The 21234-nt window shown below is 43.3% G+C and carries 20 protein-coding genes and 25 tRNA genes; 35 read left to right on the top strand and 10 right to left on the bottom strand.

Going from position 1 to position 21234, the window contains the following annotated elements; all coding sequences use genetic code 11:
* Positions 1-220: 220 nt before the first annotated feature.
* A tRNA-Glu gene (locus V7L07_RS05505) sits at positions 221-293 on the top strand.
* A 90-nt stretch (positions 294-383) separates the two neighbouring features.
* On the opposite strand, the gene V7L07_RS05500 is transcribed toward V7L07_RS05505, so the two are convergent.
* From V7L07_RS05500 to V7L07_RS05485, 4 genes are all read right to left on the bottom strand, one after another.
* Entirely contained in the window at positions 384-971 is a 588-nt protein-coding gene (locus V7L07_RS05500; RefSeq protein ID WP_335055760.1) for an SRPBCC family protein, read from the bottom strand.
* 8 nt (positions 972-979) lie between these two features.
* Entirely contained in the window at positions 980-2998 is a 2019-nt protein-coding gene (locus V7L07_RS05495) for a GAF domain-containing sensor histidine kinase (RefSeq protein ID WP_335055757.1), read from the bottom strand.
* A gap of 417 nt (positions 2999-3415) precedes the next feature.
* On the bottom strand, positions 3416-3586 hold the full coding sequence (locus V7L07_RS05490) for a hypothetical protein (protein WP_335055755.1): 171 nt from the start codon (positions 3584-3586) through the stop codon (positions 3416-3418).
* 88 nt (positions 3587-3674) lie between these two features.
* Entirely contained in the window at positions 3675-4010 is a 336-nt protein-coding gene (locus V7L07_RS05485) for a hypothetical protein (protein WP_096535028.1), read from the bottom strand.
* A 71-nt stretch (positions 4011-4081) separates the two neighbouring features.
* On the opposite strand from V7L07_RS05485, the gene V7L07_RS05480 reads away from it, so the two are divergent.
* The 3 genes from V7L07_RS05480 to V7L07_RS05470 all read left to right on the top strand — a co-directional run bounded on the left by V7L07_RS05480 (position 4082) and on the right by V7L07_RS05470 (position 5359).
* Positions 4082-4333, top strand: a complete 252-nt coding sequence (locus V7L07_RS05480; protein WP_335055753.1) for a hypothetical protein — start codon at positions 4082-4084, stop codon at positions 4331-4333.
* Positions 4334-4446: 113 nt separating this feature from the next.
* Entirely contained in the window at positions 4447-4953 is a 507-nt protein-coding gene (locus V7L07_RS05475; RefSeq protein ID WP_292851445.1) for an HNH endonuclease, read from the top strand.
* Positions 4954-4969: 16 nt separating this feature from the next.
* Entirely contained in the window at positions 4970-5359 is a 390-nt protein-coding gene (locus V7L07_RS05470; RefSeq protein WP_335055751.1) for an alr0857 family protein, read from the top strand.
* A gap of 122 nt (positions 5360-5481) precedes the next feature.
* Here V7L07_RS05470 and V7L07_RS05465 read toward each other — a convergent pair whose 3' ends face one another.
* Both V7L07_RS05465 and V7L07_RS05460 read right to left on the bottom strand, forming a co-directional pair.
* Positions 5482-6330 (bottom strand): polysaccharide deacetylase family protein, encoded by an 849-nt coding sequence (locus V7L07_RS05465; protein WP_335055750.1) that lies wholly within the window; start codon positions 6328-6330, stop codon positions 5482-5484.
* A 199-nt stretch (positions 6331-6529) separates the two neighbouring features.
* Entirely contained in the window at positions 6530-6652 is a 123-nt protein-coding gene (locus V7L07_RS05460) for a hypothetical protein (RefSeq protein WP_262984296.1), read from the bottom strand.
* A 177-nt stretch (positions 6653-6829) separates the two neighbouring features.
* On the opposite strand from V7L07_RS05460, the gene V7L07_RS05455 reads away from it, so the two are divergent.
* From V7L07_RS05455 to V7L07_RS05330, 26 genes are all read left to right on the top strand, one after another.
* A tRNA-Asp gene (locus V7L07_RS05455) sits at positions 6830-6903 on the top strand.
* A gap of 4 nt (positions 6904-6907) precedes the next feature.
* Positions 6908-6984 (top strand) — tRNA-Glu (locus V7L07_RS05450).
* A 3-nt stretch (positions 6985-6987) separates the two neighbouring features.
* Positions 6988-7060 (top strand) — tRNA-Cys (locus V7L07_RS05445).
* A 4-nt stretch (positions 7061-7064) separates the two neighbouring features.
* Positions 7065-7140: transfer RNA gene (locus V7L07_RS05440), tRNA-Ile, on the top strand.
* Positions 7141-7143: 3 nt separating this feature from the next.
* Positions 7144-7215: transfer RNA gene (locus V7L07_RS05435), tRNA-Trp, on the top strand.
* 84 nt (positions 7216-7299) lie between these two features.
* Positions 7300-7370: transfer RNA gene (locus tag V7L07_RS05430), tRNA-Glu, on the top strand.
* 8 nt (positions 7371-7378) lie between these two features.
* Positions 7379-7461 (top strand) — tRNA-Tyr (locus V7L07_RS05425).
* 4 nt (positions 7462-7465) lie between these two features.
* A tRNA-Ser gene (locus V7L07_RS05420) sits at positions 7466-7555 on the top strand.
* Positions 7556-7559: 4 nt separating this feature from the next.
* Positions 7560-7653, top strand: a tRNA-Arg gene (locus V7L07_RS05415).
* A gap of 21 nt (positions 7654-7674) precedes the next feature.
* Positions 7675-7749 (top strand) — tRNA-Phe (locus V7L07_RS05410).
* A 6-nt stretch (positions 7750-7755) separates the two neighbouring features.
* Positions 7756-7830: transfer RNA gene (locus tag V7L07_RS05405), tRNA-Asn, on the top strand.
* Between the two features lie 5 nt (positions 7831-7835).
* Positions 7836-7911: transfer RNA gene (locus V7L07_RS05400), tRNA-Gln, on the top strand.
* Positions 7912-7973: 62 nt separating this feature from the next.
* Positions 7974-8861: an HNH endonuclease signature motif containing protein gene (locus V7L07_RS05395; RefSeq protein ID WP_335055747.1), complete on the top strand. Its 888-nt coding sequence runs from the start codon at positions 7974-7976 to the stop codon at positions 8859-8861.
* A gap of 19 nt (positions 8862-8880) precedes the next feature.
* A tRNA-Leu gene (locus V7L07_RS05390) sits at positions 8881-8955 on the top strand.
* 2 nt (positions 8956-8957) lie between these two features.
* Positions 8958-9035, top strand: a tRNA-Met gene (locus V7L07_RS05385).
* Between the two features lie 3 nt (positions 9036-9038).
* Positions 9039-9111: transfer RNA gene (locus V7L07_RS05380), tRNA-Thr, on the top strand.
* 51 nt (positions 9112-9162) lie between these two features.
* Positions 9163-10029: a TIGR02452 family protein gene (locus V7L07_RS05375; protein ID WP_335055745.1), complete on the top strand. Its 867-nt coding sequence runs from the start codon at positions 9163-9165 to the stop codon at positions 10027-10029.
* A 54-nt stretch (positions 10030-10083) separates the two neighbouring features.
* Positions 10084-10154, top strand: a tRNA-Gly gene (locus V7L07_RS05370).
* Between the two features lie 10 nt (positions 10155-10164).
* Positions 10165-10236: transfer RNA gene (locus V7L07_RS05365), tRNA-Gly, on the top strand.
* A 5-nt stretch (positions 10237-10241) separates the two neighbouring features.
* Positions 10242-10317: transfer RNA gene (locus tag V7L07_RS05360), tRNA-Val, on the top strand.
* Between the two features lie 6 nt (positions 10318-10323).
* A tRNA-Arg gene (locus tag V7L07_RS05355) sits at positions 10324-10397 on the top strand.
* 98 nt (positions 10398-10495) lie between these two features.
* Positions 10496-10569 (top strand) — tRNA-Ala (locus V7L07_RS05350).
* Positions 10570-10575: 6 nt separating this feature from the next.
* A tRNA-His gene (locus tag V7L07_RS05345) sits at positions 10576-10649 on the top strand.
* 7 nt (positions 10650-10656) lie between these two features.
* Positions 10657-10739 (top strand) — tRNA-Ser (locus tag V7L07_RS05340).
* Between the two features lie 65 nt (positions 10740-10804).
* Positions 10805-11605, top strand: coding sequence for a group I intron-associated PD-(D/E)XK endonuclease (locus V7L07_RS05335; protein WP_335055743.1), 801 nt, complete (start codon positions 10805-10807; stop codon positions 11603-11605).
* A gap of 163 nt (positions 11606-11768) precedes the next feature.
* Positions 11769-11839 (top strand) — tRNA-Lys (locus V7L07_RS05330).
* 75 nt (positions 11840-11914) lie between these two features.
* On the opposite strand, the gene nagZ is transcribed toward V7L07_RS05330, so the two are convergent.
* Positions 11915-13003 carry a beta-N-acetylhexosaminidase gene (gene nagZ, locus V7L07_RS05325; RefSeq protein ID WP_335055741.1) on the bottom strand — a complete coding sequence of 363 codons (1089 nt, stop codon included), beginning with the start codon at positions 13001-13003 and terminating at the stop codon, positions 11915-11917.
* 453 nt (positions 13004-13456) lie between these two features.
* Between nagZ and pds the strand changes: the two genes are divergently transcribed.
* The 4 genes from pds (at position 13457) to V7L07_RS05305 (ending at position 17536) form a co-directional block, all read left to right on the top strand.
* Positions 13457-14896 carry a 15-cis-phytoene desaturase gene (pds, locus tag V7L07_RS05320; protein ID WP_335055739.1) on the top strand — a complete coding sequence of 480 codons (1440 nt, stop codon included), beginning with the start codon at positions 13457-13459 and terminating at the stop codon, positions 14894-14896.
* Positions 14880-15812: a 15-cis-phytoene synthase CrtB gene (crtB, locus tag V7L07_RS05315; protein WP_335055737.1), complete on the top strand. Its 933-nt coding sequence runs from the start codon at positions 14880-14882 to the stop codon at positions 15810-15812. The genes pds and crtB overlap by 17 nt, the downstream gene beginning before the upstream one ends.
* A gap of 116 nt (positions 15813-15928) precedes the next feature.
* Positions 15929-16020, top strand: a tRNA-Ser gene (locus V7L07_RS05310).
* 193 nt (positions 16021-16213) lie between these two features.
* Positions 16214-17536 (top strand): ABC transporter substrate-binding protein, encoded by a 1323-nt coding sequence (locus V7L07_RS05305; protein ID WP_335055735.1) that lies wholly within the window; start codon positions 16214-16216, stop codon positions 17534-17536.
* A gap of 63 nt (positions 17537-17599) precedes the next feature.
* On the opposite strand, the gene V7L07_RS05300 is transcribed toward V7L07_RS05305, so the two are convergent.
* On the bottom strand, positions 17600-18445 hold the full coding sequence (locus tag V7L07_RS05300; RefSeq protein ID WP_335055733.1) for a hypothetical protein: 846 nt from the start codon (positions 18443-18445) through the stop codon (positions 17600-17602).
* A 507-nt stretch (positions 18446-18952) separates the two neighbouring features.
* Here V7L07_RS05300 and V7L07_RS05295 point away from each other — a divergent pair.
* Positions 18953-19270 carry a hypothetical protein gene (locus tag V7L07_RS05295; protein WP_334766293.1) on the top strand — a complete coding sequence of 106 codons (318 nt, stop codon included), beginning with the start codon at positions 18953-18955 and terminating at the stop codon, positions 19268-19270.
* 510 nt (positions 19271-19780) lie between these two features.
* Here the strand turns inward: V7L07_RS05295 and V7L07_RS05290 are convergent.
* Together V7L07_RS05290 and V7L07_RS05285 are read right to left on the bottom strand one after the other, a co-directional pair.
* Positions 19781-20053 (bottom strand): hypothetical protein, encoded by a 273-nt coding sequence (locus V7L07_RS05290; RefSeq protein ID WP_335055731.1) that lies wholly within the window; start codon positions 20051-20053, stop codon positions 19781-19783.
* 78 nt (positions 20054-20131) lie between these two features.
* Positions 20132-21190 carry a WD40 repeat domain-containing protein gene (locus V7L07_RS05285; protein ID WP_335055729.1) on the bottom strand — a complete coding sequence of 353 codons (1059 nt, stop codon included), beginning with the start codon at positions 21188-21190 and terminating at the stop codon, positions 20132-20134.
* Positions 21191-21234 lie beyond the last annotated feature (44 nt).

The following is a 21234-nucleotide window of genomic DNA, read 5'->3' as shown; positions in this document are numbered from 1 at the left end:
TTTTCGATCTGTATATCCTCCTAAATCGCCAGCGTCGTTAACTGACAAACTCTGCGGCTGACCGCAGCAGCTTCTACGGACTTCTTTTTGTATCTCCATATCCTTGTATCCTCTTTCAAGCTTTCGCCTCCACCCAGTTTAGCCGCCACAAACTTTTTTTGGCAAAACCTGTTGACAACTGCGAGGAAATTGGTTAACTTATAAAAGGTCTGAGTCAGATGCCCCCATCGTCTAGAGGCCTAGGACACCTCCCTTTCACGGAGGTAACGGGGATTCGAATTCCCCTGGGGGTACTTAAAAACAATAAAAAGCAAAAGCTTTTTGTTTAAAGTTCAAGGAAGAAAACCATCATCCAGTAATACTCCTGAATGATGGTTTAACTGTTATACATACGGTTCTTTGCTGGCTAGTTTTTCTACACGTTGGTGAATAGCTAGAAGATTTAACCGCAAATCTTTACTCAGGCGATTTTCAATAATTCCCACTGGCATAGTGAGTTTAGGCCAAACTTGAATTGTGTAGGACAGATTTGTTCCTATATACTCACCGAAGGAATAAGGCTCTAAGCACCAGCTACCAGAAAAGCCTTTAAAATCTCCCTCTACCATGCGGAAATTAATTGCTTTGGGGAAGCATTCTTCCAAATCCAGAACTACCCGCGCAGAAAAATTGAAATTCAGTAAGCGCTGGGAGCCTACTTGCTCCAGTCGAATCCCACCATTGGGATGCTCGATCAGGCAACTCTTGGCGAGGTTGGGGAGGAAGTCTGGTAAAGCTTCATAATTTGTCAGAACCTTCCAGATTTGCTCCACTGGATGGGGAATTTGGACTTTAGCACTAATTTGCCGCTGTCGCTCTGCTATTTTCTCAATTTGAATTTCTACCTGAGCAAGCAAATCCCTTTCTAGGTCGGTGTCATCACTGGGAGACTGCAAATCAGGGTTCTCTGTTGTGTTCTGTTTTTTAGTCACTTTCAGAATTATGGTTTGCTTTCATTAGAAAATTGGGGCAGAGTCAGGGTGAAGCAAATTTCGCTTTGTTCAGAATCCGAGATGGGGAGACTTTCAACTGCGATCGCTCCATTCAAGTGCTGCACTAAAGACTTGACTAGAGCAAGTCCCAAGCCTGTCCCTGGAGTCCAACGCCCTTTTCCGCGACGGAACTTATCAAAAATATAGGTTGCTTCTTCTTCAGAGATCGCACGTCCTATATTCGTCACCTTTATGATAACTTGATCGATTTGTTGATCGACTCGGTGAGCCGCTTCTAGGCGGACCATTGTATCATGCTCTGAGTATTTACAAGCATTCGTTAATAATTCTTGCAAGATTCGGTCAAAACTCTCCAGTTCTGTTTGCAGTTTTAGCGAATCTTCTGGTAAATCTACAGAAATCCTTAATCCCTTTTCGCCAAGTTTTTTCTCAAAAGATGCTGCTATATCCTGGATTCTAGTATTTAAATCTATAGATTGTAATAGCGGGGCTTCGTGAGGCGACTCTAGTTTCTGGAGTGTCAACAAGTCATTAATCAAGTTGATTTCCTTGGAACATTCTTGCTCAAGGATATCCAGATATCTAGCTTGACGCTCTGGTGCTATTCCTGGCAAACGCAAGTTGCGAATTGACATCAGCATATTTGTCAGGGGGTAGCGTAGGCGATCGCTCATGTTACTCAAAAATTCATCTTTGAGTTCATTAAGTTTACGTAGCTGCTCAACATACTGCCTTGTTCTTTCATGCAGTTTCGCTTGGAGTTCCAGACTACTCTGGAGTTTCGCCGTCCGTTCATCTACCAAAGTTTGCACTTGGCGCAATGTCTGTGACTGAATTATGGCGTTACTCACTTGAGCGCAAACCATTTCCACAAGATTTAATTCTGCTGGTTGCCAATTGCGAATCACAGATTGCTGTAGCACCAAAAATCCTAAGATTTTACCTTGACTTTCTAATGGCACTAAAAGTACCGCAGGTAATTCCTCTATCGCAAATAATGGGGCCGCTGTCAAGGTTTCATTTTGGTCTGTATAGTCATCGAAGATTACTGGTTTTCCAGAATCCATGAAGGCACGCTGGCATAAACCACACTCTGAAATCAAGAAAGACTGAGCTAAGGTGTCTAGTTTACTAGTGCGGGAATTTTGTGCTTCGCTAGCCCATTCACCAATCACAGTAGCTCTCGCTTTGGGAATTTGTTTTTTAGCTTGAGTCCTAAATAATGGATCTGTATATTTCAGTAATATGAGCAAACCCCGATCTGCCTGTAGAGATTCGGCAGTAGAGGCGATAACTAACTGGAGCATTTGATTAAGCTCCAAGTTGCTACGACTTAATACGGTCAGTTGCTTGATCAAGCTTTGATGCTGCTTGCTCTTTTGCACGTACTGCTCTTGATGAGCAATTAGTTGAGCTTGTGCCACTCTAGAAAAAGCGATCGCACAAGCTGACTCCACTTCTTTGAGCAATTCTTTTTCTGATTCACTCCATTCATAAGGTTGGAATTTAATCAGATTAATCACTCCATTATTATTGCCACCAAACCGAGTGGGGATTGCCAAAACTGCTTTTATCGGTAGTGGTAAATATTGACAACCAATTACCAGACTGTTCTGAATGATGGAAATGTCTTCAATAGTCAATGGTTGGGCAGCACATTGCAACACTGGCGAGTGCATAAGTAACTGTTCCATCGAAAACATTTCTTCTGGGTGTGGCAACCCTAGATACTCATCAGCACACCAATTAGTAGTAGTTGCTTCGTCTGATGTTTCATCCGCCACTGAAACCAAGCAGCAGCAATCTACTTGAAAAGCAACTCCTAGTAATTGGGCAATTTCTTGCAGCATCAATGCCGTAGCGGAGCTATTAGCAATGATTTGGTTAATTTTTTGTACCAACTGGCGGGCACGTTCTTCCTGATGCTGCATCAACTTGACTTGGTAAGGTTGTAGTCGATCTATGTCATCTACGTAATGTGGCGGCGATGATAAAGGCTTCTTCATTCTTGGCACGCCCTTGGATAATAACTCCATTGTTCTTGCACCCAACCTATTGGCATATTCTTCACCTTTAGTTGTGTTGCTACACCTTGATAATTGACAAATTTTGTGTGAATACTTTCTCTCACCTGTTATAGCCCTTTTCTATCTCAGATGGTCAAATTTCCCCTGTATCAAGCAAATTGCTACAGTGTTAGATAAGTAATAGAATATTTAAGATATCCTATAAATGCTTCAGTGAGCTTATTTTTAACTGCTCTATCTTGAAATAATTTAATAACCTTATCCTGTCCGTAAGTATACACAAACCGTAATTTCTCTGGAATTCCAGCAAAATTACCCTTTACATCACGTAAAATTACGTAAGTCACTTTATAAATTTTTATTACATTTCTTTAAAAACCTAGTAGGTTTAACAAGCTACTCATTGATCTCCGTAACTCTCAGTAAAATATTGAGTGCTGAGTGATGAGTGCTGAGTGATGAGTGAGTAGTTACTATTGTCTCCCCAGTACCTACTCCCCAGTCCCCAGTCCCCAGTCCCCAGTCCCCAGTTACTCTTTCATTCAAGGCTTTTGAAACTTGTTTCATCGGGACTGCCTTCCTTGATAGCTAAATTTTGAATGCAGCCCAGTTATTAGTAAAAATAACTGGGCTGCATTCGTTTGAATATAAAAAACTATCCAGCCAAGCTTTCGACACTCAGAGGAACCATATCGCCGTTTCTTGTCAGTCCTAACAACATCGGTTGTTGGGGTTGAATTAGTTGGCCTGTTAGTACACAGCGTTCTTCTTGCTGGGCTGTGGCAGCTATGCTAGCTCGAATGTCGGATCGCGAAAATCGAGGCTTCCACTCACCTGATTTTTGCTGGACATAATTCCAAAGGATATCTCGAATTAGAGCTTGATATCCCTGATTCCCAGCGATTTCTTTGAGCTTATCTTTGAGTTCCCGCTCTAGGCGGATGCTGGTAACTTCCATATCGGTGGTTGGGGTGCGGGCGATCGTATGCATCAGTTTTTCTCCTTAAAGGTATAGACAGGATAGTAATACAAGTGTAGTATGTTTAAAGGAATGTTCAATAGGTGAAATTTTCTGTGAAATCCATTTACCCCATCTCTACTTCAATTTTGTGCGCTACCAATTGCCGAGCCAGTTGGGAATCAGCCGCTATGGAAGTGGAGTATTTATTTATGGGCGATGGTAGCCGGAATCATGGGCAAATCACAGAAGGTAATGATGATCATAAATATCTCAGCATTATTGCACTAATTGCAAAACCACAACTAGATGAACAAAGCGGGGGGTACAGACAAAGGAATCCTGTACCGATATAAGACCAGAAAATTTTCCGGTCAATTCTAACCCCCGCTTCACCAAAACAAGAAGCGGGGGTTTTTTTATAAGGAGTTAAGCTGTGACGATATCTTCCATGCGCGGCGCGAACGCAATGCAAGTGTTGGAGCAATCTGTGGTGGTGTTTTCCCAAAATTACTTGCCACTATGTCGGGTCAATATTAAGCGGGCGATTGTGCTGTTAGTAACCAACAAGGCGCAACCGCTGGGTTTTACCACAGAAGGCGGTTGGCAAGTTCACTCACCCAATTTGGTAATTGATGTGCCAAAACACATTCGCTTGACAATCACTTCCAATGAGCGGATGTGGAAAGTTCCGCCAGTGAATCGGCGGGAAGTGTTGCGACGAGACCATCACAGTTGCCAATATTGCGGTAGCGGCAAACATCTAACGCTAGATCATGTGATGCCACGTTCTAAAGGCGGTTCTCACACTTGGGATAACGTAGTCGCAGCTTGTGAAAGATGTAACTCCCGTAAAGGCGATCGCACCCTATTTGAAGCTGGTATGCAACTGCGTACCAAACCAAAAGCGCCAATTCACCCCGCGATTTCTTTTGCTGAACAGTTTTGGATAGATATGCAAGCAAACCTGGAATAACAGGAGAGCATAAGGAATGCTGAAATTAACTTACACTGAAAGCAGTTTTGATTTGGAATGTGTCACTCTGTCGCTAGAAGAATGGGTAGCGCAGCGAGTGATTTTAGCCCTGCGAGTTGGGCAAAGTTTATGCATTGAACCCAGTACCGCTTCCTTTTTGCTTCCTGTTGATTTGCCAGGAGTAGAAGTACTCAGGGCTGAGGTAAAAAGAGATGACAGAGAAATCATTGCCCTCTGTGCCTGCGATGCCGAATATCTGGAAGTCACCCTGCGTGGTTCTTGGCTATCAGATAGCTCTAAGGGTTCTGTAGGTGTGTTTTTCACCGCTATGAGCGATCGCGCTGAGTTCTTTTTGCACAAACTTTGGCAGGAAGCTCAATCTTGTGCTTCTGTCCTGAGCGAATAAACGAAATAGTTGGGTGACTCAATTTTGGATTTTAGATTTGTTCTCGCCTGCGCGAACAGACCTTTTTGGATTTTGGATTAAATAATCCAAAATCCAAAATTTAAAATCTAAAATCAGGTGAGTCATTCCTTCATTTGCAACAGTTCAGGAATTGTCACAAATCGATAGCCTTGTTGTTTTAGTCCACTAATGATTTGTGGCAAAGCTTCTACAGTTCTGCGGCGATCGCCACCACCATCATGCATTAAAACAATAAAACCAGGTTTCGCGCCTTTCAGGACATTATTTACAAATGCCTGCGGTTTGGCGTGAGGATCGGTATCAGCTGAAGTTAGCGACCACATAATTACAGCGTCCTTCTGGCTTTTGGCGTAAGCGGCTAGTCCGTTATTTAAAAAGCCTCCAGGAGGACGAAACAGAGCCGTTTTGACTCCTGTAGTTTTGTATATCAAATCGGCTGTGCGATCGATTTCACTCTTGGCTGTAGCTTCATCCATTCGCCGATACCAATGATGCCAAGTATGGTTGCCAATGGCGTGTCCCTGGGCTACTTCACGCTTGGCTAGGTCGGGATTTGCTTGTAAAGCTTGTCCTACCCAAAAGAATGTTGCTTTAACATCATTTTGCCTTAGGATGTCCAGCATTTCTAGGGTTGTCTTTGGCCAGGGACCATCATCAATGCTTAAAGCAATAACCTTTTCGTTGTTGCTGGGTTGAACCTTATAAACTGTTTTTCCCTGAAATTTAGCTGGGACTGTAAAAGTAGGGTTTTCTACTTGGGCTGATGGCGGTAGCTGGGCATTAATTTGGCCCTTTGCTGGATCTTGAACTTGTGCAGTACGGATTTTGCTTACTGGCTGGTTCAACCCCGATTGTGGGGAGGTGCCTGGAGCAATACTACAAGCTGTAATACTAGAGGCGATCGCGACAATACTAATTATCTTTTGTCGCTTGAGGTAGTTGTCTGTCACGTCAGGCTTTTAAAGACTCACCCAATCATAAGCTGTAGTTTGACTTTTCAGAGGGTTTAGCAAGTTCAAATCTAAGTGCAGAAGCTTTTCTAGACAATTTCAAAAAAACTTTCTAAAACCCCTTGACACCTCTTGTAGTATTTTGTAGTATATTTGTAATGAGGCGAGAGACAAGCTTCCCAAGAGTCAAAATTACGTTCTACATACAACTAAAGGAAAGGCGTTGAAACAAACCAGAGTCCTTAGTCAACAAAGCTGCTTTTACTTGCAAACCATCGGCAGTAGAGGCAATAAACGAAAAAAGTTCTAATTTTGCACTCATCAAAAGCACTGAATACATCCGTAATATGCAACAGGCTTGCTACCTAGAGTTTCGGTTGTTTTCCTAACAGTTAAAAGTAAATTTTCTGAACCTTGAAAACTAAATAAGAAATGGGCAAGTTCACCAACAAAATCTGTGCCTAAAAACCTCAAAATTTAGGTACAGATTCCAAAAAATCGGGGTGTAGCTCAATTGGCTAGAGCGTTCCGTTGTCTGCGGAAATGTTGCGGGTTCAAGTCCCGTCACCCTGGTTGCAGTCCTGTAGGCGAATAGTTTAAGCCGTCAGCCTCTCAAGCTGAAGATTGCGAGTGCAAATCTCGTCGGGACTCCCAAATGGTCAGGTAGCCAAGTTGGTAAGGCGTTGGTCTGCAAAACCGATTAGCGCGGGTTCAAATCCCGCCTTGACCTCTGTCGCAGCGTAGCTTAACCAGCAAAGCCCCTGGCTCATAACCAGGTCGATGCGGGTGCAAATCCCGCCGCTGCCACCAAATGCAGGGGTGGTGTAACGGTAACACCTCGTGACTCCAAATCCGATGTTCTAGGTTCAAATCCTAGTCCCTGCGTCAGACAATTTTGGGTTTTGGATTGCCGACTTTAGATTAAAAAATTTAATCCAAAATCTAAAATCCAAAATTCGCTCAATTATGCCCTTGTGGACTAATGGTTAAGTCAGTGTTCTTTCAAAGCACAGATGCGAGTTCAATTCTCGTCGAGGGAATGATTTATGGGTCGGTGGCCGAGTCTGGCTGAAGGCGACAGTCTGTAAAACTGTTCTTTTTTGCGCGCAGGTTCAAATCCTGCTCGACCCACTATGGAGAGGTGGCTGAGTGGCTAAAAGCGTCCTCCTGCTAAGAGGAAGCGGGTAGCTAATACCCGTCGCAGGTTCAAATCCTGTTCTCTCCGTTTTGAGAGTGTGGTGTAACTGGATAACATCTCAGTCTACGAAACTGTAGCTTGCTTCCCGAAGGGTAGATTTGAGGGTTCGATTCCCTCCGCTCTCGTTACATGATCTCTTCTCCTATCCCCCGGTAGCTCAGTTGGTAGTTAGCGCCTGTTTGAAAAACAGGAGGTCGTCGGTTCGATTCCGACCTGGGGGGCTTCGTTGCCTTATAGCTCAATGGTAGAGCAAGCGGCTGTTAACCGCGCGGTTGTAGGTTCGAGTCCTACTGAGGCAGCCATTCATTGCAGGATGGACAATTGGCAAGTCGCCTTGACTCTGAATCAAGGAGAGGTTGGTTCAAGCCCAACTCCTGCATCCAACATAAATTAAAAGGCAGACGTATTAAAAACAATAAAATAGCGTATGACATAATATGGAGGTATGAGAAGAAATGACATCCTAAAAAAAGAAGCACAAATTAGGCAATGGATTGACGATCATCGTTCTAAAGCTTTTATTTGTCGTCAATTAAATTGCAAACCTCTTACTTTAGATTTTTATCTAGCTAAATTGAACATTGTCTATAAAGGAAATCAAGGTGGAAGAGGACGCAAATCAAATAGGCTAAAGCCAGCAAGTGATTACTGTTACAAAGGGTCAACTATTCAGACGCATAGTTTGAAACTCAAGCTCATTAGGGATGGTATTAAAGTTCCAAAGTGTGAGTCGTGTCACACTGATACTTGGCTTGATGGTACTATTCCTTTAGAGCTTCATCATATCAATGGAGATCGACATGACAATAGATTGGAAAATCTCCTACTATTATGTCCTAACTGTCACGCTTTGACCGATAACCATGCAGGCAAGGCTCACAAAGATTTAGAGCGAAAGTTAAAATTGGCAGAATCAATAAATGAGATTGAGGCTAACGAACGTTTCATCAGCGTCTTAGTGTTTGATAGTTCAGAAAGTCGCAATCGCTGGCACAAAATACCACTATTACTAAGACAACTTATTAACAATGGAGATGGCATTTATAGTTGTCAATTTGCACATGGAACTTGCTTGTACTGTGGCAAGCTACTAACTAAGCCAGATCAAGATACTTACTGTTCTCAGCAATGCTCTAAATTAGCCGGCAGACGAACTGTAAGACCTTCTAAAGAAGAACTAGAAAAAATGATTTGGAGTAAACCAACTTCTCAAATAGCAAAAGATTTTGGTGTGAGCGACAAGGCGGTAGAAAAATGGTGTAAGGCTTACGGTATTGAAAAACCGCCTAGAGGTTATTGGGCGAAAAAAGAATATTCCAAGCTTCAGATGTGATTGATATTCTTTGATTTTTGCCCCTGTAGCCCAATTGGTACGAGGCGCTTTATTTAGGGTAAAGAGGATGCAGGTTCGACTCCTGTCAGGGGTACTCGCGGAGATGGAGCTATGGTGCGCTCTGGGGTCTCATAAGCCTTCACGTACCGGGTTCAAATCCCGGCTCCGCTACCAAATGCTGGTGTAGCTCAATTGGCAGAGCAACTGACTTGTAATCAGTAGGTTGCAGGTTCAATTCCTGTCACCAGCTTGACTAGAAATTAGTGAGACAATTTGTAACTAGGAAATCCTATGAAAAAGTATGAAACGAATTGCGATCGCTCAAGACACCCTAAAAATTCTCGAAGCCGGTCACTACTTCTCTCCTGAAGGTAAGCAAATTAATATTGGCCGAGAATTAGTATCCTGTATTGCTGGGACGGAATACTACGAGCCGGAAACTCTTTCAGCGATCGCTCGAAATATTCTCTCAGGTAATTCTCAATTTGCAAAGACTGAATTTACAGTGAGAAATGAGACAACGCTTATGGGAGCCGAACGCACAGCGCGATGTCTAGGACGGGCTACGCCTACGCAGAAATTTGAAAGAATTGGAGTTCTCAATTTTGCTTCTGCTAAAAATCCTGGTGGTGGATTTATCAAAGGCGCTCATGCTCAAGAAGAAAGCTTAACACGTAGTTCTGCACTGTACAAAAGCTTGTTGAAATGTCGCGAATACTACGATTTTCATCGCGCTCATAAATCCTTGCTCTACTCAGATCGCATCATTTACTCTCCTGGTTGTCCAGTATTCCGAAAAGATGATGGCACTCTGCTCGAAGAAGCTTATTTGGTCGATTTTATTACGACTTCCGCTCCTAATGCTGGTCAAATTTGGAGAAAAGAGCCTGAAAGTGTAGAAAAAATCAGAGAAATCTTGTATAAACGCGGTGAAAAATTATTATCTCTGGCTGCTTCTAAAGGTTGCGATGCCTTAATTTTAGGAGCTTGGGGATGCGGTGTTTTTAGGAACGATCCATCAATGGTTGCTCAGATATTTGCAGACTTCTTATTAGCGAATGGTCAATTTTGGGGTAAATTTAAAAGCGTTCTATTTTCGGTTCTCGATTCGAGCAAAGAAAGCAGGACTTTCACAGAATTTCAAAGGCGATTTCCCTCGAATTCATAAAGCTTTTTCCTCACGAATAGCAACCTCTAAAAGTAATTTTTGATTTTAAATAGTGCGGATATGGTGTAACGGTAGCATTCGAGTCTTCCAAACTCTAGGCACGAGTTCAAGTCTCGTTATCCGCTTTAAAAACTTGCGGGTGTGATGTAATCGGTAGCATCTGAGTACGCCATACTCAGTGCGTGAGTTCAAGTCTCGCCACTCGCTTGTGTAGTCCTGTAGCTCAATTGGTAGAGTGTCTTCCTTACAAGAAGAATGTTGCGGGTTCGATTCCTGCCAGGACTACCAAATATTGGGAGTGTAGCTCAATGGAATAGAGCTTCGAGTTTCTACCTCGAAAGTTGTGGGTTCGAGTCCTACCACTCCCGCCTAAACAAGTCAAAAGTTAAAAGTCAAAAGTCAAAAGAATGAATTTAATATTTCTCTTTCTTTTTAGTTTTTACTTTGCTCTTTTTACTTATTTGATGGGGTCATAGCTCAAATGGCTAGAGCGCCTGCCTTGCAAGCAGGAGGTTATGGGTTCAATTCCCATTGATTCCACTGATGGTATCTGAAGCCAAAGTGGTCGAGGCGCTGGTTTGTGGAACCAGTCATAGCGGGTTCAAGTCCCGTCAGATACCCCTGAATGGAAGATGCTGCTGAATGGACGGCAACCAAGCTTGAACCTTGGAGTACAGGCAACTGTAGGGGTTCGATTCCTCCATCTTCCTCTGTTTATAGAACATAAGGAGGCTATACTTCTTTGTTGATTCTCAGCACCCAGTATCACATACTGGTGAAAGAAAAATCAAGGAAAATTCAAATGGACAACAAAACTTGGCTGGGTAGTTTGGGAGAAAGTAAGGTGGCAGCAGAGCTAAGTAGGCATCGCTTTCACGTTTTTATTCAAACAACAGGCAAGGCACCTTTTGATCTAGTAGCCTACAAGAATGGTCACTTATACAGAGTTAATGTAAAAACTACCCAGAGACTAAGCAAGTGGGGGTCATGGGAAGTAAAAATTGCCAGTGTACGCTCTAATCGCACAGGAAATCGCATAGTCCCTTTTGATTTTGCGTCTTGTGATGTTCTTGCTGTGTATATAGAGCCTCTTGACAAAGTGTGCTTTCTACATTCTTCTGAAATTGCTGGTAAAAGTTATATTGCTTTGAGAGAGAAAACAGTACATCAATCTAAACTTCTTTCCATATCGGAGTTAGCTAACCCACAACGCATCTGCCACTCTAACAAGGACATAGCTGAGGACTTAATAGAGGCCAATGAATTAACCGTAGAATCTAGTAATTCGGTTGAGGATACATCAACGAAAGTGTTACCCAATAGGCAGCGAACTGATAAAGATTCTGGTGTGACTTTAATAGAGAAAGACAGAGTTTTCCTTAAATCTAGGAAAGTTGAGCGTCCCTCTAAGGAAGACCTAGAAAAGATGATTTGGGAAACTTCTGTTCTTGAGGTGAGTCACAAGTTTGGAGTATCTGATGTTGCAATTGCCAAGTGGTGCAAAAAATACGGTATTTCTAGACCTCCAAGGGGTTACTGGGCTAAGAAAAATCAATCTAAAAATTCCACAGTATAGATTGAGCAATCTTTTCCACCTGGAGCCGAAAAGCGAGGCGCTGTGCTGATAACACAGAAATAGGAGGGGCAGTACCTCCCTGGTGGATTTATATCTAGTGTTGGTGTTACAAGGCTTGCCATGTAATACGATCGCACTTGCTCATTTTTTTTCAAATTAACTAGGGTGGTTGGCATACCGGCTGTGCAGCGGGCTTTTAACCCGCAGAAATAGGTTCGACCCCTATACCACCCATTAAACAATTCAAAATTCAAAATTCAAAATTCAAAATTAAGAATTAGCTAATATACAACTTGAATGCACGTTGGGTTATGAGTAGCAACTAGCGATCGCTAGTTGAGTATGTTGCAATAATACATCTTTATCCAAAGCATGTATGGGATATTGCGGTGTTACTGCCAGTAGTTTCTCAATTCTTTCTCTGGCTGCTTCTACCACTGCTTCATCTAAGCTACCGTTACTGAGCGAATCAGCAAAATCTTCAGCAATCCGATAAGTTCTTTCTAAAGATGATGAGTTGATATTGCGCGAAACAATAAACAGGTCACAGCCTGCATTAAGTGACTGCGCCACAGTACCAGCTTTCATAAACATATCTGAGATAGCTTTCATATCTAAATCATCAGATACAACCACTCCTTCAAAGCCAAGTTCTTCTCTAAGTATGGTTTTGAGGATAGCCTGGGAAAGGGTTGCTGGTACATCAGCATCTATCCTGGGAAATAAAATATGGACAGTCATAATCAAAGGAATCTGGACTTCGATTAAGGCTTTGAAGGGTATAAGTTCTCGAAGTCGCAGGTCTTCTAAAGTTAAATTCAGTATTGGTAGCTCAATGTGAGAGTCTTTGCTGGTGTCTCCATGTCCAGGGAAGTGTTTGGCGCATCCCAAAATTCCTGAATCTCGAAGTCCAAGGTAATAGTCACGGGCACCTTGAGTAGCAGTTTCGGGAGTGTTACCAAACGCGCGAGACCCAATCACCGGGTTGTCGGGATGGGAAAAAATATCTGCTACAGGTGCCCACGATAAGTTGATGCCCAATGATTTTAGCTCTACAGCTGTGGCTTTTGCTACTTCATAAGCGTGCGATCGCAGCAATAAGGCATGAGGAAAGCGGGTAATTGGCAGTGGTGTACGAATTACACGACCTCCTTCATGATCGAGAGTGATGAATATGGAATCACGCTCAGTGTATTCTCGTATCTGCCTGTTCAAATCCTTGAAGCTTTCCAACCAAACCTGATATGGAGTGCCATCCAAAAAGTTCTTAGCAAAAAAGATCGCCCCAATCGGTTTTAATTCATTGAGTGCGCGTTTATCGTCATCGCTTAATGTCGTGCCGGAAATACCTAAAATCAGGTGATTTCCAAAGCGCTTTAGCTCCTGCGATACACTCATAATCTTTTACCTATAAGTTGTGCGGTAAACAACTGGGTTGTTCAACCTAGAGGACATAGAGGACATAAAGTTTTATCCTACACCTTTATGGGAAGCGGAAAGTTTTGCAAGTAGTTTTAAGCAATACTCCAGATATTTACTCAGAGCAAATACACAAATTAGCAAATAAATCAACTACTTTCGGACCACATTTGAGATCACCCTATTTTCAGTCAAAGGAAATACTTTTGTTTGCCTAAATTTCTTCTATGTAAAGATAGATGAAATGCTCGCTCAAACCTATTGCCAACAATGGTATTAACAATTTGTTCGGGTAGGTGCGCGTAGGTAAAATTCCCTTTGACAAAAGTTTTTTGGGGGAGCGATCGCACAATAACTGCCAAATGTAACGGATTGCAACGTATAATGAGAACGATAAAACGGTTAAGAAATATTGAAGAGCAGTAGGGTTACATGCGAGTAGCGATCGCGGGAGCGGGACTAGCAGGACTTTCCTGCGCGAAATATCTTATAGACGCAGGTCACACACCCATTGTCTTGGAACGTCGAGACGTTCTAGGCGGTAAAGTGGCCGCATGGAAAGATGCTGATGGAGACTGGTACGAAACAGGTCTGCACATCTTTTTTGGCGCATATCCCAATATGTTGCAGTTATTCAAAGAACTGGATATTGAAGATCGATTGCAGTGGAAAGAACACACAATGATCTTCAACCAGCCAGATGCACCAGGTACTTACAGTCGCTTTGATTTCCCCGATTTGCCAGCACCGATTAATGGTATAGTGGCAATTCTGCGAAACAACGACATGCTGACATGGCCAGAAAAAATCCGCTTTGGCATCGGATTATTGCCGGTCATGATTCAGGGGCAAAAGTACGTTGAAGAAATGGACAAATATTCCTGGACAGATTGGCTGCGTAAACACAACATACCAGAACGGGTCAATAAAGAAGTTTTTATTGCCATGGCCAAGTCGCTGAACTTCATCGACCCAGATGAAATTTCGGCAACCATTCTTTTAACTGCCCTCAATCGTTTCCTCCAGGAAAAAAACGGCTCGAAAATGGCCTTTCTGGATGGTTCGCCAACAGAACGATTGTGTCAGCCGCTAGTGGATTACATCACCGAACGCGGTGGAGAAGTCCGCTTGAATGCCCCTTTAAAAGAGATTTTGCTAAACGCCGATGGTAGCGTCAAAGGATACTTGATTCGGGGGTTGAATGGGGACAAAGATGAAGTTTTCACAGCGGATTTGTATGTATCTGCCATGCCAGTTGACCCTCTGAAGGTGATTTTGCCAGCATCTTGGAAAGAAATGGAGTTTTTCCAAAAGCTAGAAGGCCTAGAAGGCGTACCTGTGATTAACGTGCATTTGTGGTTTGATCGTAAACTTACGCAAATTGATCACTTGCTATTCTCGCGATCGCCCCTCCTAAGCGTTTATGCTGATATGAGCAATACCTGCCGTGAATACGCCAACCCCGAACGCTCGATGCTGGAATTAGTTCTAGCCCCGGCAAAAGATTGGATTGCCAAATCCGATGAGGAGATTGTGGCTGCCACTATTGCCGAGTTAGAAAAACTCTTCCCCGACCACTTTGGGGGAGACAATCCAGCAACATTGCTGAAATCTCATGTGGTGAAAACGCCCCGTTCAGTTTACAAAGCGACCCCTGGTCGTCAACAGTACCGTCCCTCGCAAACAACCCCCATTAGTAACTTCTATCTCTCAGGGGATTACACCATGCAACGCTACTTAGCCAGTATGGAAGGTGCCGTACTTTCTGGTAAGCTGACAGCGCAGGCGATTTCTGAGGCCCTCCCGGTAGCAAATTCCTCAAACCTGCAAACGCTCACCCGACCGCCCGCAACGAATGCTGCAACTGCCTGATTCCCCGCCGCGCATGAAAACGCTGGTCTCTGTAGACGAGTCATACAAACTTTGTCGGCATCTCACAGCAAAGTATGCCAAGACTTTTTACCTGGGTACTTTGCTTATGAGTCCGGTAAAACGTCAATCTATTTGGTCAATTTACGCTTGGTGTCGCCGTACAGATGAATTGGTGGATGGCCCCGCATCTGCTATTACCACGCCAGAAACCCTAGACCTATGGGAACAGCAGCTGGAATCGATTTTTGCGGGACGCCCATTAGAAAATTACGATGTAGCTTTAGTTGATACCCTTCAGCGCTTTCCGATGGACATTCAGCCCTTTCGGGATATGATTGCCGGTCAGCGCATGGACTTATATCGCAGTCGTTATGAAACCTTTGAGGATTTATACCTCTACTGTTACCGCGTTGCTGGTACTGTTGGCTTAATGTCAACATCAGTTATGGGTGTGGATAACACCATATATGCAGCACCGTGGCGGCAAAATAAACAACCTTATGTTCCCACAGAAGAAGCGATCGCTCTCGGAATTGCCAATCAACTCACCAACATCCTGCGGGATGTGGGAGAAGATGCCAAACGGGGACGGATCTACATTCCCCTTGAAGACTTGGCAAAATTCAACTATACCGAGCAAGACTTCTTCAAAGGTGTGGTAGATGAGCGTTGGCGGGCATTGATGCGCTTTCAAATTGACCGCGCCCGCCAATTTTATACCACATCCGACCAGGGAATTACTTATTTAGCATCCGATGCCCGTTGGCCTGTGTGGGCAGCATCAATGCTTTACGGTCAAATTTTAGAGGCGATTGAACGCAACGATTACGATGTATTCAGTCAGCGGGCTTTCGTTCCCCAGTGGAAAAAGTTACGCACTTTGCCCGTAGCTTGGATGCGATCGCAAGTCCTTTAAATTAGTCATTAGTCATCAGTCCCTAGTCCTTAGTATTTTGTGAATAACCAATGACAAATGACAAATGACTATTGACTCTTACTGGCAAGTCTGGTAACATTGATATTCGTGAGTCAGGAGAGGTGGCTGAGTGGTCGAAAGCGGCAGATTGCTAATCTGTTGTACGGCAGGCAACTCCGTACCGAGGGTTCGAATCCCTCCCTCTCCGTTTTTCAGCAATTGATACACGGAGTATATTCTGTGTACAAAAATAAATATTAATGTCTGGGTAAATACTTCTACTCCCAAAGATGGATGATATGATTTATCCTTTGGAACCTTGACTAAGATCCAACTAATTTACAAATCTAGGTTGAATCTTATTTTTAGGCTCCTAAATATCTGAGGAGTGAAAGAAATTTATGAAAAAAATTAGCGCCGCCTTAGCCTTAAGTCTAGCTACCCTAACAACTGGGTTTCTAATTGGGGCTTGTGGTGATAACAGTACCCCCAACAGCACAGCTACCAACGGCAGCACCGCTACCCCAGCGGCAAACTCAACTACTACAAGTAGTGCTAAAGGGTTAAAAATTGGTTCCCTGCTACCGACAACAGGCGACTTGGCTTCTGTGGGACAGCAGATGCTAGGTTCAGTTCCTTTACTAGTCGATACAGTCAACGCTTGCGGTGGAGTGAATGGCGAACCTGTTACCTTGGTGCAAGTAGACGACCAAACCGACCCCAAAGCTGGAGCTGCTGGTATGACCAAACTGGCAACTTTAGATAAGGTAGCAGGTGTAGTTGGTTCCTTCGCCAGTAGCGTCTCAAGTGCAGCAGTTTCCATTGCCACACCGAATAAAGTCATGCTGGTTTCCCCTGGTAGTACCAGTCCTGTGTTTACCGAAAAAGCCCAAAAAGGTGACTATAAAGGCTTTTGGGCGCGTACTGCTCCCCCCGATACCTACCAAGCATTAGCTTTAGCCCAACTTGCCAGAAAAAAAGGTTTCAAGCGAGTTTCTACAGTCGTGATTAATAACGATTATGGCGTTGGTTTTGAAAAAGCATTCGTGCAAACCTTTGAAAAATTGGGTGGAACCATCGTTAATAAAGATAAGCCTGTCCGCTACGACCCAAAAGCTCAGACATTTGATACAGAGGCGGCTGCTGCATTTGCAGGTAAGCCAGATGCAGTACTGGCAGTACTCTACGCGGAAACTGGTAGTCTGTTCCTAAAAGCCGCCTATCAGCAAGGTGTGGCGAAGGGAGTGCAAATTCTGCTGACAGATGGGGTAAAATCACCGACTTTTCCCGAGCAAGTTGGTAAAGGCAGTGATGGTAAATATATTTTAACTGGAGCGATCGGTACAGTACCCGGTTCTGATGGTAAAGCGCTAGAAGCTTTCAATAAGCTGTGGAAGGATAAAAAGGGTAATGAGCCAGGGGAATACGCTCCTCAAGCTTGGGATGCGGCTGCTTTATTGACATTGGCAGCACAAGCTGCCAAGGAAAATTCAGGCGTTGGCATAGCCAGCAAAATCCGTGAAGTTGCTGATGGGCCTGGCACAGAAGTTACTGATGTCTGCGAGGGACTGAAGTTACTTAAAGATGGTAAAAAGATTAACTACCAAGGAGCCAGTGGCAACGTAGATATTGATGCTAACGGTGATGTCGTTGGTGTTTACGATGTTTGGACGGTAGGAGACGATGGCAAAATCAAGGTAATTGATAAAGTTACACCTAAATAGAAAGTTAGGAGTTACGAGTTATTAAGATTAAATTCATAACTCCTAACTCCTAACTCCTAACTTCTAAAGCCCATTGAAGTTGTAACCAATTCCTAACAACAAGCCCACATCAGTTTTATCGAAAAATCCTGCATTTATAGCAGCGGTTGCTGTAAATTGAGGAGTTAGAGGTACATCAATGCCACCAGATACCAAAAAAGCGAATTTAGAGTTATCACCTGTTTTGTAAGCTGCACCGACTCCGACGTAAGGTGCGATCGCTAATGGTTCGCTAAAAGCATCTGCTGATTTGAAGGTAAAATCATAGGTGATCGGAAGCAAAATTGTCGTGCTGTCCCCGAATACGGCTGAGGGTCGCACCGATATAGAATTTGTCAGTCCGATTTTGCTGATTACCGCAAAATTACCATCGCCCAAAGACGTGTCACCATCACCACTCAAACCGATGTTAGCAGCGACGCCAAGATAGCTGCTGCCACCACGGGTAGTTCTACCTAAATCAATATCAGATTGTGCTACTTTGGTAGCAGATGGTTGAGCAGTTGTTTGAGAAATCGATTGTACAACCTCAGAGGTGAGCGTCGCAGATGAGGTTGACACTGTACCTGGAACAGGTGTAGCTGTTGTGCTGGTGTTTTGTTCCATCGCAGTGTTGGGCAACTGCTCTACCTTAACTAAATTTGTCGCTGTAAATGTTTCAGTTGTTTCTGTAGAAAGATTTTGGCTTTCAGTGTCTAGTTCTGGACTAAACTCGTTGGGAGACGCTACGGTTGCAGAAGACTCGGTTAATGGCTGAATGCTCACCTTGTCCACAGTCTGGGCACTTGCAGAGAAGCTGCTACTCAGGAATGTAAGAGCAGCTACACTTGGCAACAAAAAAACACCTTTACGAAGAAAAATAGTATTCACGTTCACTCCTAAAACAATGTTGCCACGAAAAATAAAGATTTTTGTTGATCATAAGTCAATAAATTCGGGCAATACTCAAAATTTAACATCAAAAAATCTGTTTTTACATCCTGACTTTACTTGATTTCTCTAGTTAATATTTACTCGCAAAAAATTAAATACTATACTAATCTGAATCGTTTGTGACAAACAAGATCGCTGACTTCTTAAAGAAGTCAGCGATCTGTGAGTTGCGATTTTTACAATCAAATACAATTGCTAGATATTCTGAAATATCCTGAATTTGATAGATGACATTAAGCAAAGAGATTATTTGTTTAGGAGGTTATGAAAATTGCTACCTCTCCCACGAAGAGAAAAAGTTTGCTTCCAGAATAGCTGCCTTCTGCCAAAGGTGGCTTGATTGTGAAGTGATATTACGAAGCTTGCAAAAATATTTAGAAATTGTCTAGAAGACAAACATAGTTCTAACGTAGAACCTATTAGGAGAGACTTGAGGCAAATGTGATGAGCGAAAATAATATTCAAAAGTATCGGTTTGTCTGTACCCTGACTTTCGGTGATATCTACGGTCAAATAATTGTTTGGTTAATTACAATTACTCTCAGTTTGGCATCAGCTTTGGCATTGATGGGTGCCAAGCGACCCGTATATGCTTTAGCAACAGCGGGTCTTGTCGTTCTGCTATCGCTACCTTTCTTGTTGTTTGCCTTTGTCACTACCTTGTTAAATCATATTGAAGTCGCTCCTGTAGGGCCAGGAACCAAATTGGAACCCATACCAGGTAATGTGTCTCAGCAACAACCTGTACAAGCAACGAGCTAAAGAATTAGGAGTTAGGAGTAGAGAGGCGATTAATCGCCTCTCTACAGGAGTTATGAGTCACTCTATCTGTCCCATAACTCTTCATTTTTAACTTTTCACTCCTAATTTAAAAATTTTTTATAACATCCCTATCTATAAGCCAATACAGTTCAGTTAAGCATTTGTTTCTTCTCTCAGTGCCCTCTGCGTCTCTGTGGTAGCCTGCGGCAAGCCCTTCAGGTGACGCTCCTAACGTCGCTAACGATGCACTAACAGCAGTCGCTCATGGGGGGGAAACCCCCTTGGCCTTGGCGCTAGCCTCTACCTTTGGGAGAAGACCGCGGTGCTAGCACATGTTTTTGCTGCCGCAGGTCTGGGTTTCCAATTTTGGCTGGACGTTTTGTAGCCATGATGTATAACTAAGAACATCAATCAGAATGTTCTTAGATTACATCTTATGTTGACTTTTTGCTTAAGTTGACACCAATGAGCATTGCTGTACCCCTACAATATTCATAACTCCTAACTTTATCAAAAACCGACAGATGGCAACTTGCCTTGTAGGGACTGAAATTTAGACTGAACACAGTTGGCACAATTACAACCAAGTTGATCAATAATCGGATGAGATGTTTGAATCAAGTTTGGTGTTGCTAGATCGGGAATTTGTTGTGTAGATACTACCGTCATAAATTGGGTAGCGTATAAAGATTTCAGGCTGGATGCGTTTGCTGGATTGACGATCAGCAGCATGGATACCAGAAATGCGGGACAGGCAAGTAAAATCAGTTTGACTATGTTCATAATTTACACAAAGATAGCTTTGCTGATACAGCATAGCTAATAAATTGCCCAGCTTCAATTTTAATTACCAAGTATTGCTTAACTACGCCCGAATCCTTGACCCCGTAAAATCTTTGACCAAATAACTAATTCGCCCTGTTCACCACCTGCGGCCAATAACTTACCTTGGGGATGCCAAGCTAGGCTAGAAAAGCCTCCTGATACGCCTGTAATAATTTGGGATACTTCCTTGGCTTTGTTCCACAAACATAACCAGCCGTCAGCCGCCGCAGAAGCGAGAAGGAAGCTTTTGGGTGCAAAGGCGATCGCATTAATCACGCCTACATGATTAGTTAACACTCGTGCTTCCCAACCTAAAGTATCATCCTCTAGCTTTTCCCACACTATAATACCTTCAACGCTAGAAGACGCCAGTATTGGCGCACCCACTTTAGTCGTAGCTTCTGACCATGCCAATTGACGAACTTTACCAGGGAAACCACGCATTACCCAAGGATCGGGGTTGTTCCATTCCAAAAGTGTGACACTGCGATCCATGTTGCCAGAAGCAAGGTATTTGCCATCGGGCGACCAAGCCATCGCTACACTGACGGTAGTCATATCTAAGCTATATGGTTCTTCATCCCAATTTTGACTATCCCAAATTTTGACTCCCTTATAACCACTAATGGCTAAATATTCTCCGTCAATGCGCCAATCTATACCCAATACTGAAGAGTTATCGAAATTCAGGGTCACGATAACTTCACGAGTATCTGCATCCCAGACTTGGACGTAACGCCCCAAACTAAAAGCCAGTTGGTTACTGGTATAATTCCAAGCTAGCTTGTCAACCCATGCAGGGGCATTTTCTAACGTGGCGATTAATTCAGTGTCGCGCCAAATTTTCACCTGTCCATCTTGTCCGCCAACGGCTAAAAATTTGCCATCTGGGGAAAAGGCGAGACAGTCTACCGATTTACCATTACCAGTTTGTAAGGTTGTGAGTGCGCCATCATTCCACAAAACTACTTCCCCGGCCGCGGAAGTAGCTGCTAAAGTTTGACCTTGTGGCGACCAAGCGATCGCAGTTACATAATCTGAAAGTATCCCTGAATAGTGTTGTTCAAATTCCTTAGATTTGGTTGTGGAGTTCATAGTTATTGGGTATTGGGGACTGGGGACTAGGGACTGGGAACTAA

Source organism: Nostoc sp. (assembly GCF_036916985.1).
GTDB lineage: Bacteria > Cyanobacteriota > Cyanobacteriia > Cyanobacteriales > Nostocaceae > Nostoc.
This window is presented reverse-complemented; position numbering and strand designations above follow the sequence as displayed.

Excerpts from the sequence above, each read along its gene's own strand:
- V7L07_RS05495 (WP_335055757.1), bottom strand. The coding sequence starts at position 2,998 with ATGAAGAAGCCTTTATCATCGCCGCCACATTACGTAGATGACATAGAT.
- V7L07_RS05490 (WP_335055755.1), bottom strand. The coding sequence starts at position 3,586 with ATGAAACAAGTTTCAAAAGCCTTGAATGAAAGAGTAACTGGGGACTGG.
- V7L07_RS05485 (WP_096535028.1), bottom strand. The coding sequence starts at position 4,010 with ATGCATACGATCGCCCGCACCCCAACCACCGATATGGAAGTTACCAGC.
- V7L07_RS05475 (WP_292851445.1), top strand. The coding sequence starts at position 4,447 with ATGCAAGTGTTGGAGCAATCTGTGGTGGTGTTTTCCCAAAATTACTTG.
- V7L07_RS05470 (WP_335055751.1), top strand. The coding sequence starts at position 4,970 with ATGCTGAAATTAACTTACACTGAAAGCAGTTTTGATTTGGAATGTGTC.
- V7L07_RS05460 (WP_262984296.1), bottom strand. The coding sequence starts at position 6,652 with ATGAGTGCAAAATTAGAACTTTTTTCGTTTATTGCCTCTACTGCCGAT.
- V7L07_RS05395 (WP_335055747.1), top strand. The coding sequence starts at position 7,974 with ATGAGAAGAAATGACATCCTAAAAAAAGAAGCACAAATTAGGCAATGG.
- V7L07_RS05375 (WP_335055745.1), top strand. The coding sequence starts at position 9,163 with ATGAAACGAATTGCGATCGCTCAAGACACCCTAAAAATTCTCGAAGCC.
- nagZ (WP_335055741.1), bottom strand. The coding sequence starts at position 13,003 with ATGAGTGTATCGCAGGAGCTAAAGCGCTTTGGAAATCACCTGATTTTA.
- pds (WP_335055739.1), top strand. The coding sequence starts at position 13,457 with ATGCGAGTAGCGATCGCGGGAGCGGGACTAGCAGGACTTTCCTGCGCG.
- crtB (WP_335055737.1), top strand. The coding sequence starts at position 14,880 with ATGCTGCAACTGCCTGATTCCCCGCCGCGCATGAAAACGCTGGTCTCT.
- V7L07_RS05305 (WP_335055735.1), top strand. The coding sequence starts at position 16,214 with ATGAAAAAAATTAGCGCCGCCTTAGCCTTAAGTCTAGCTACCCTAACA.
- V7L07_RS05295 (WP_334766293.1), top strand. The coding sequence starts at position 18,953 with ATGAGCGAAAATAATATTCAAAAGTATCGGTTTGTCTGTACCCTGACT.
- V7L07_RS05290 (WP_335055731.1), bottom strand. The coding sequence starts at position 20,053 with ATGAACATAGTCAAACTGATTTTACTTGCCTGTCCCGCATTTCTGGTA.
- V7L07_RS05285 (WP_335055729.1), bottom strand. The coding sequence starts at position 21,190 with ATGAACTCCACAACCAAATCTAAGGAATTTGAACAACACTATTCAGGG.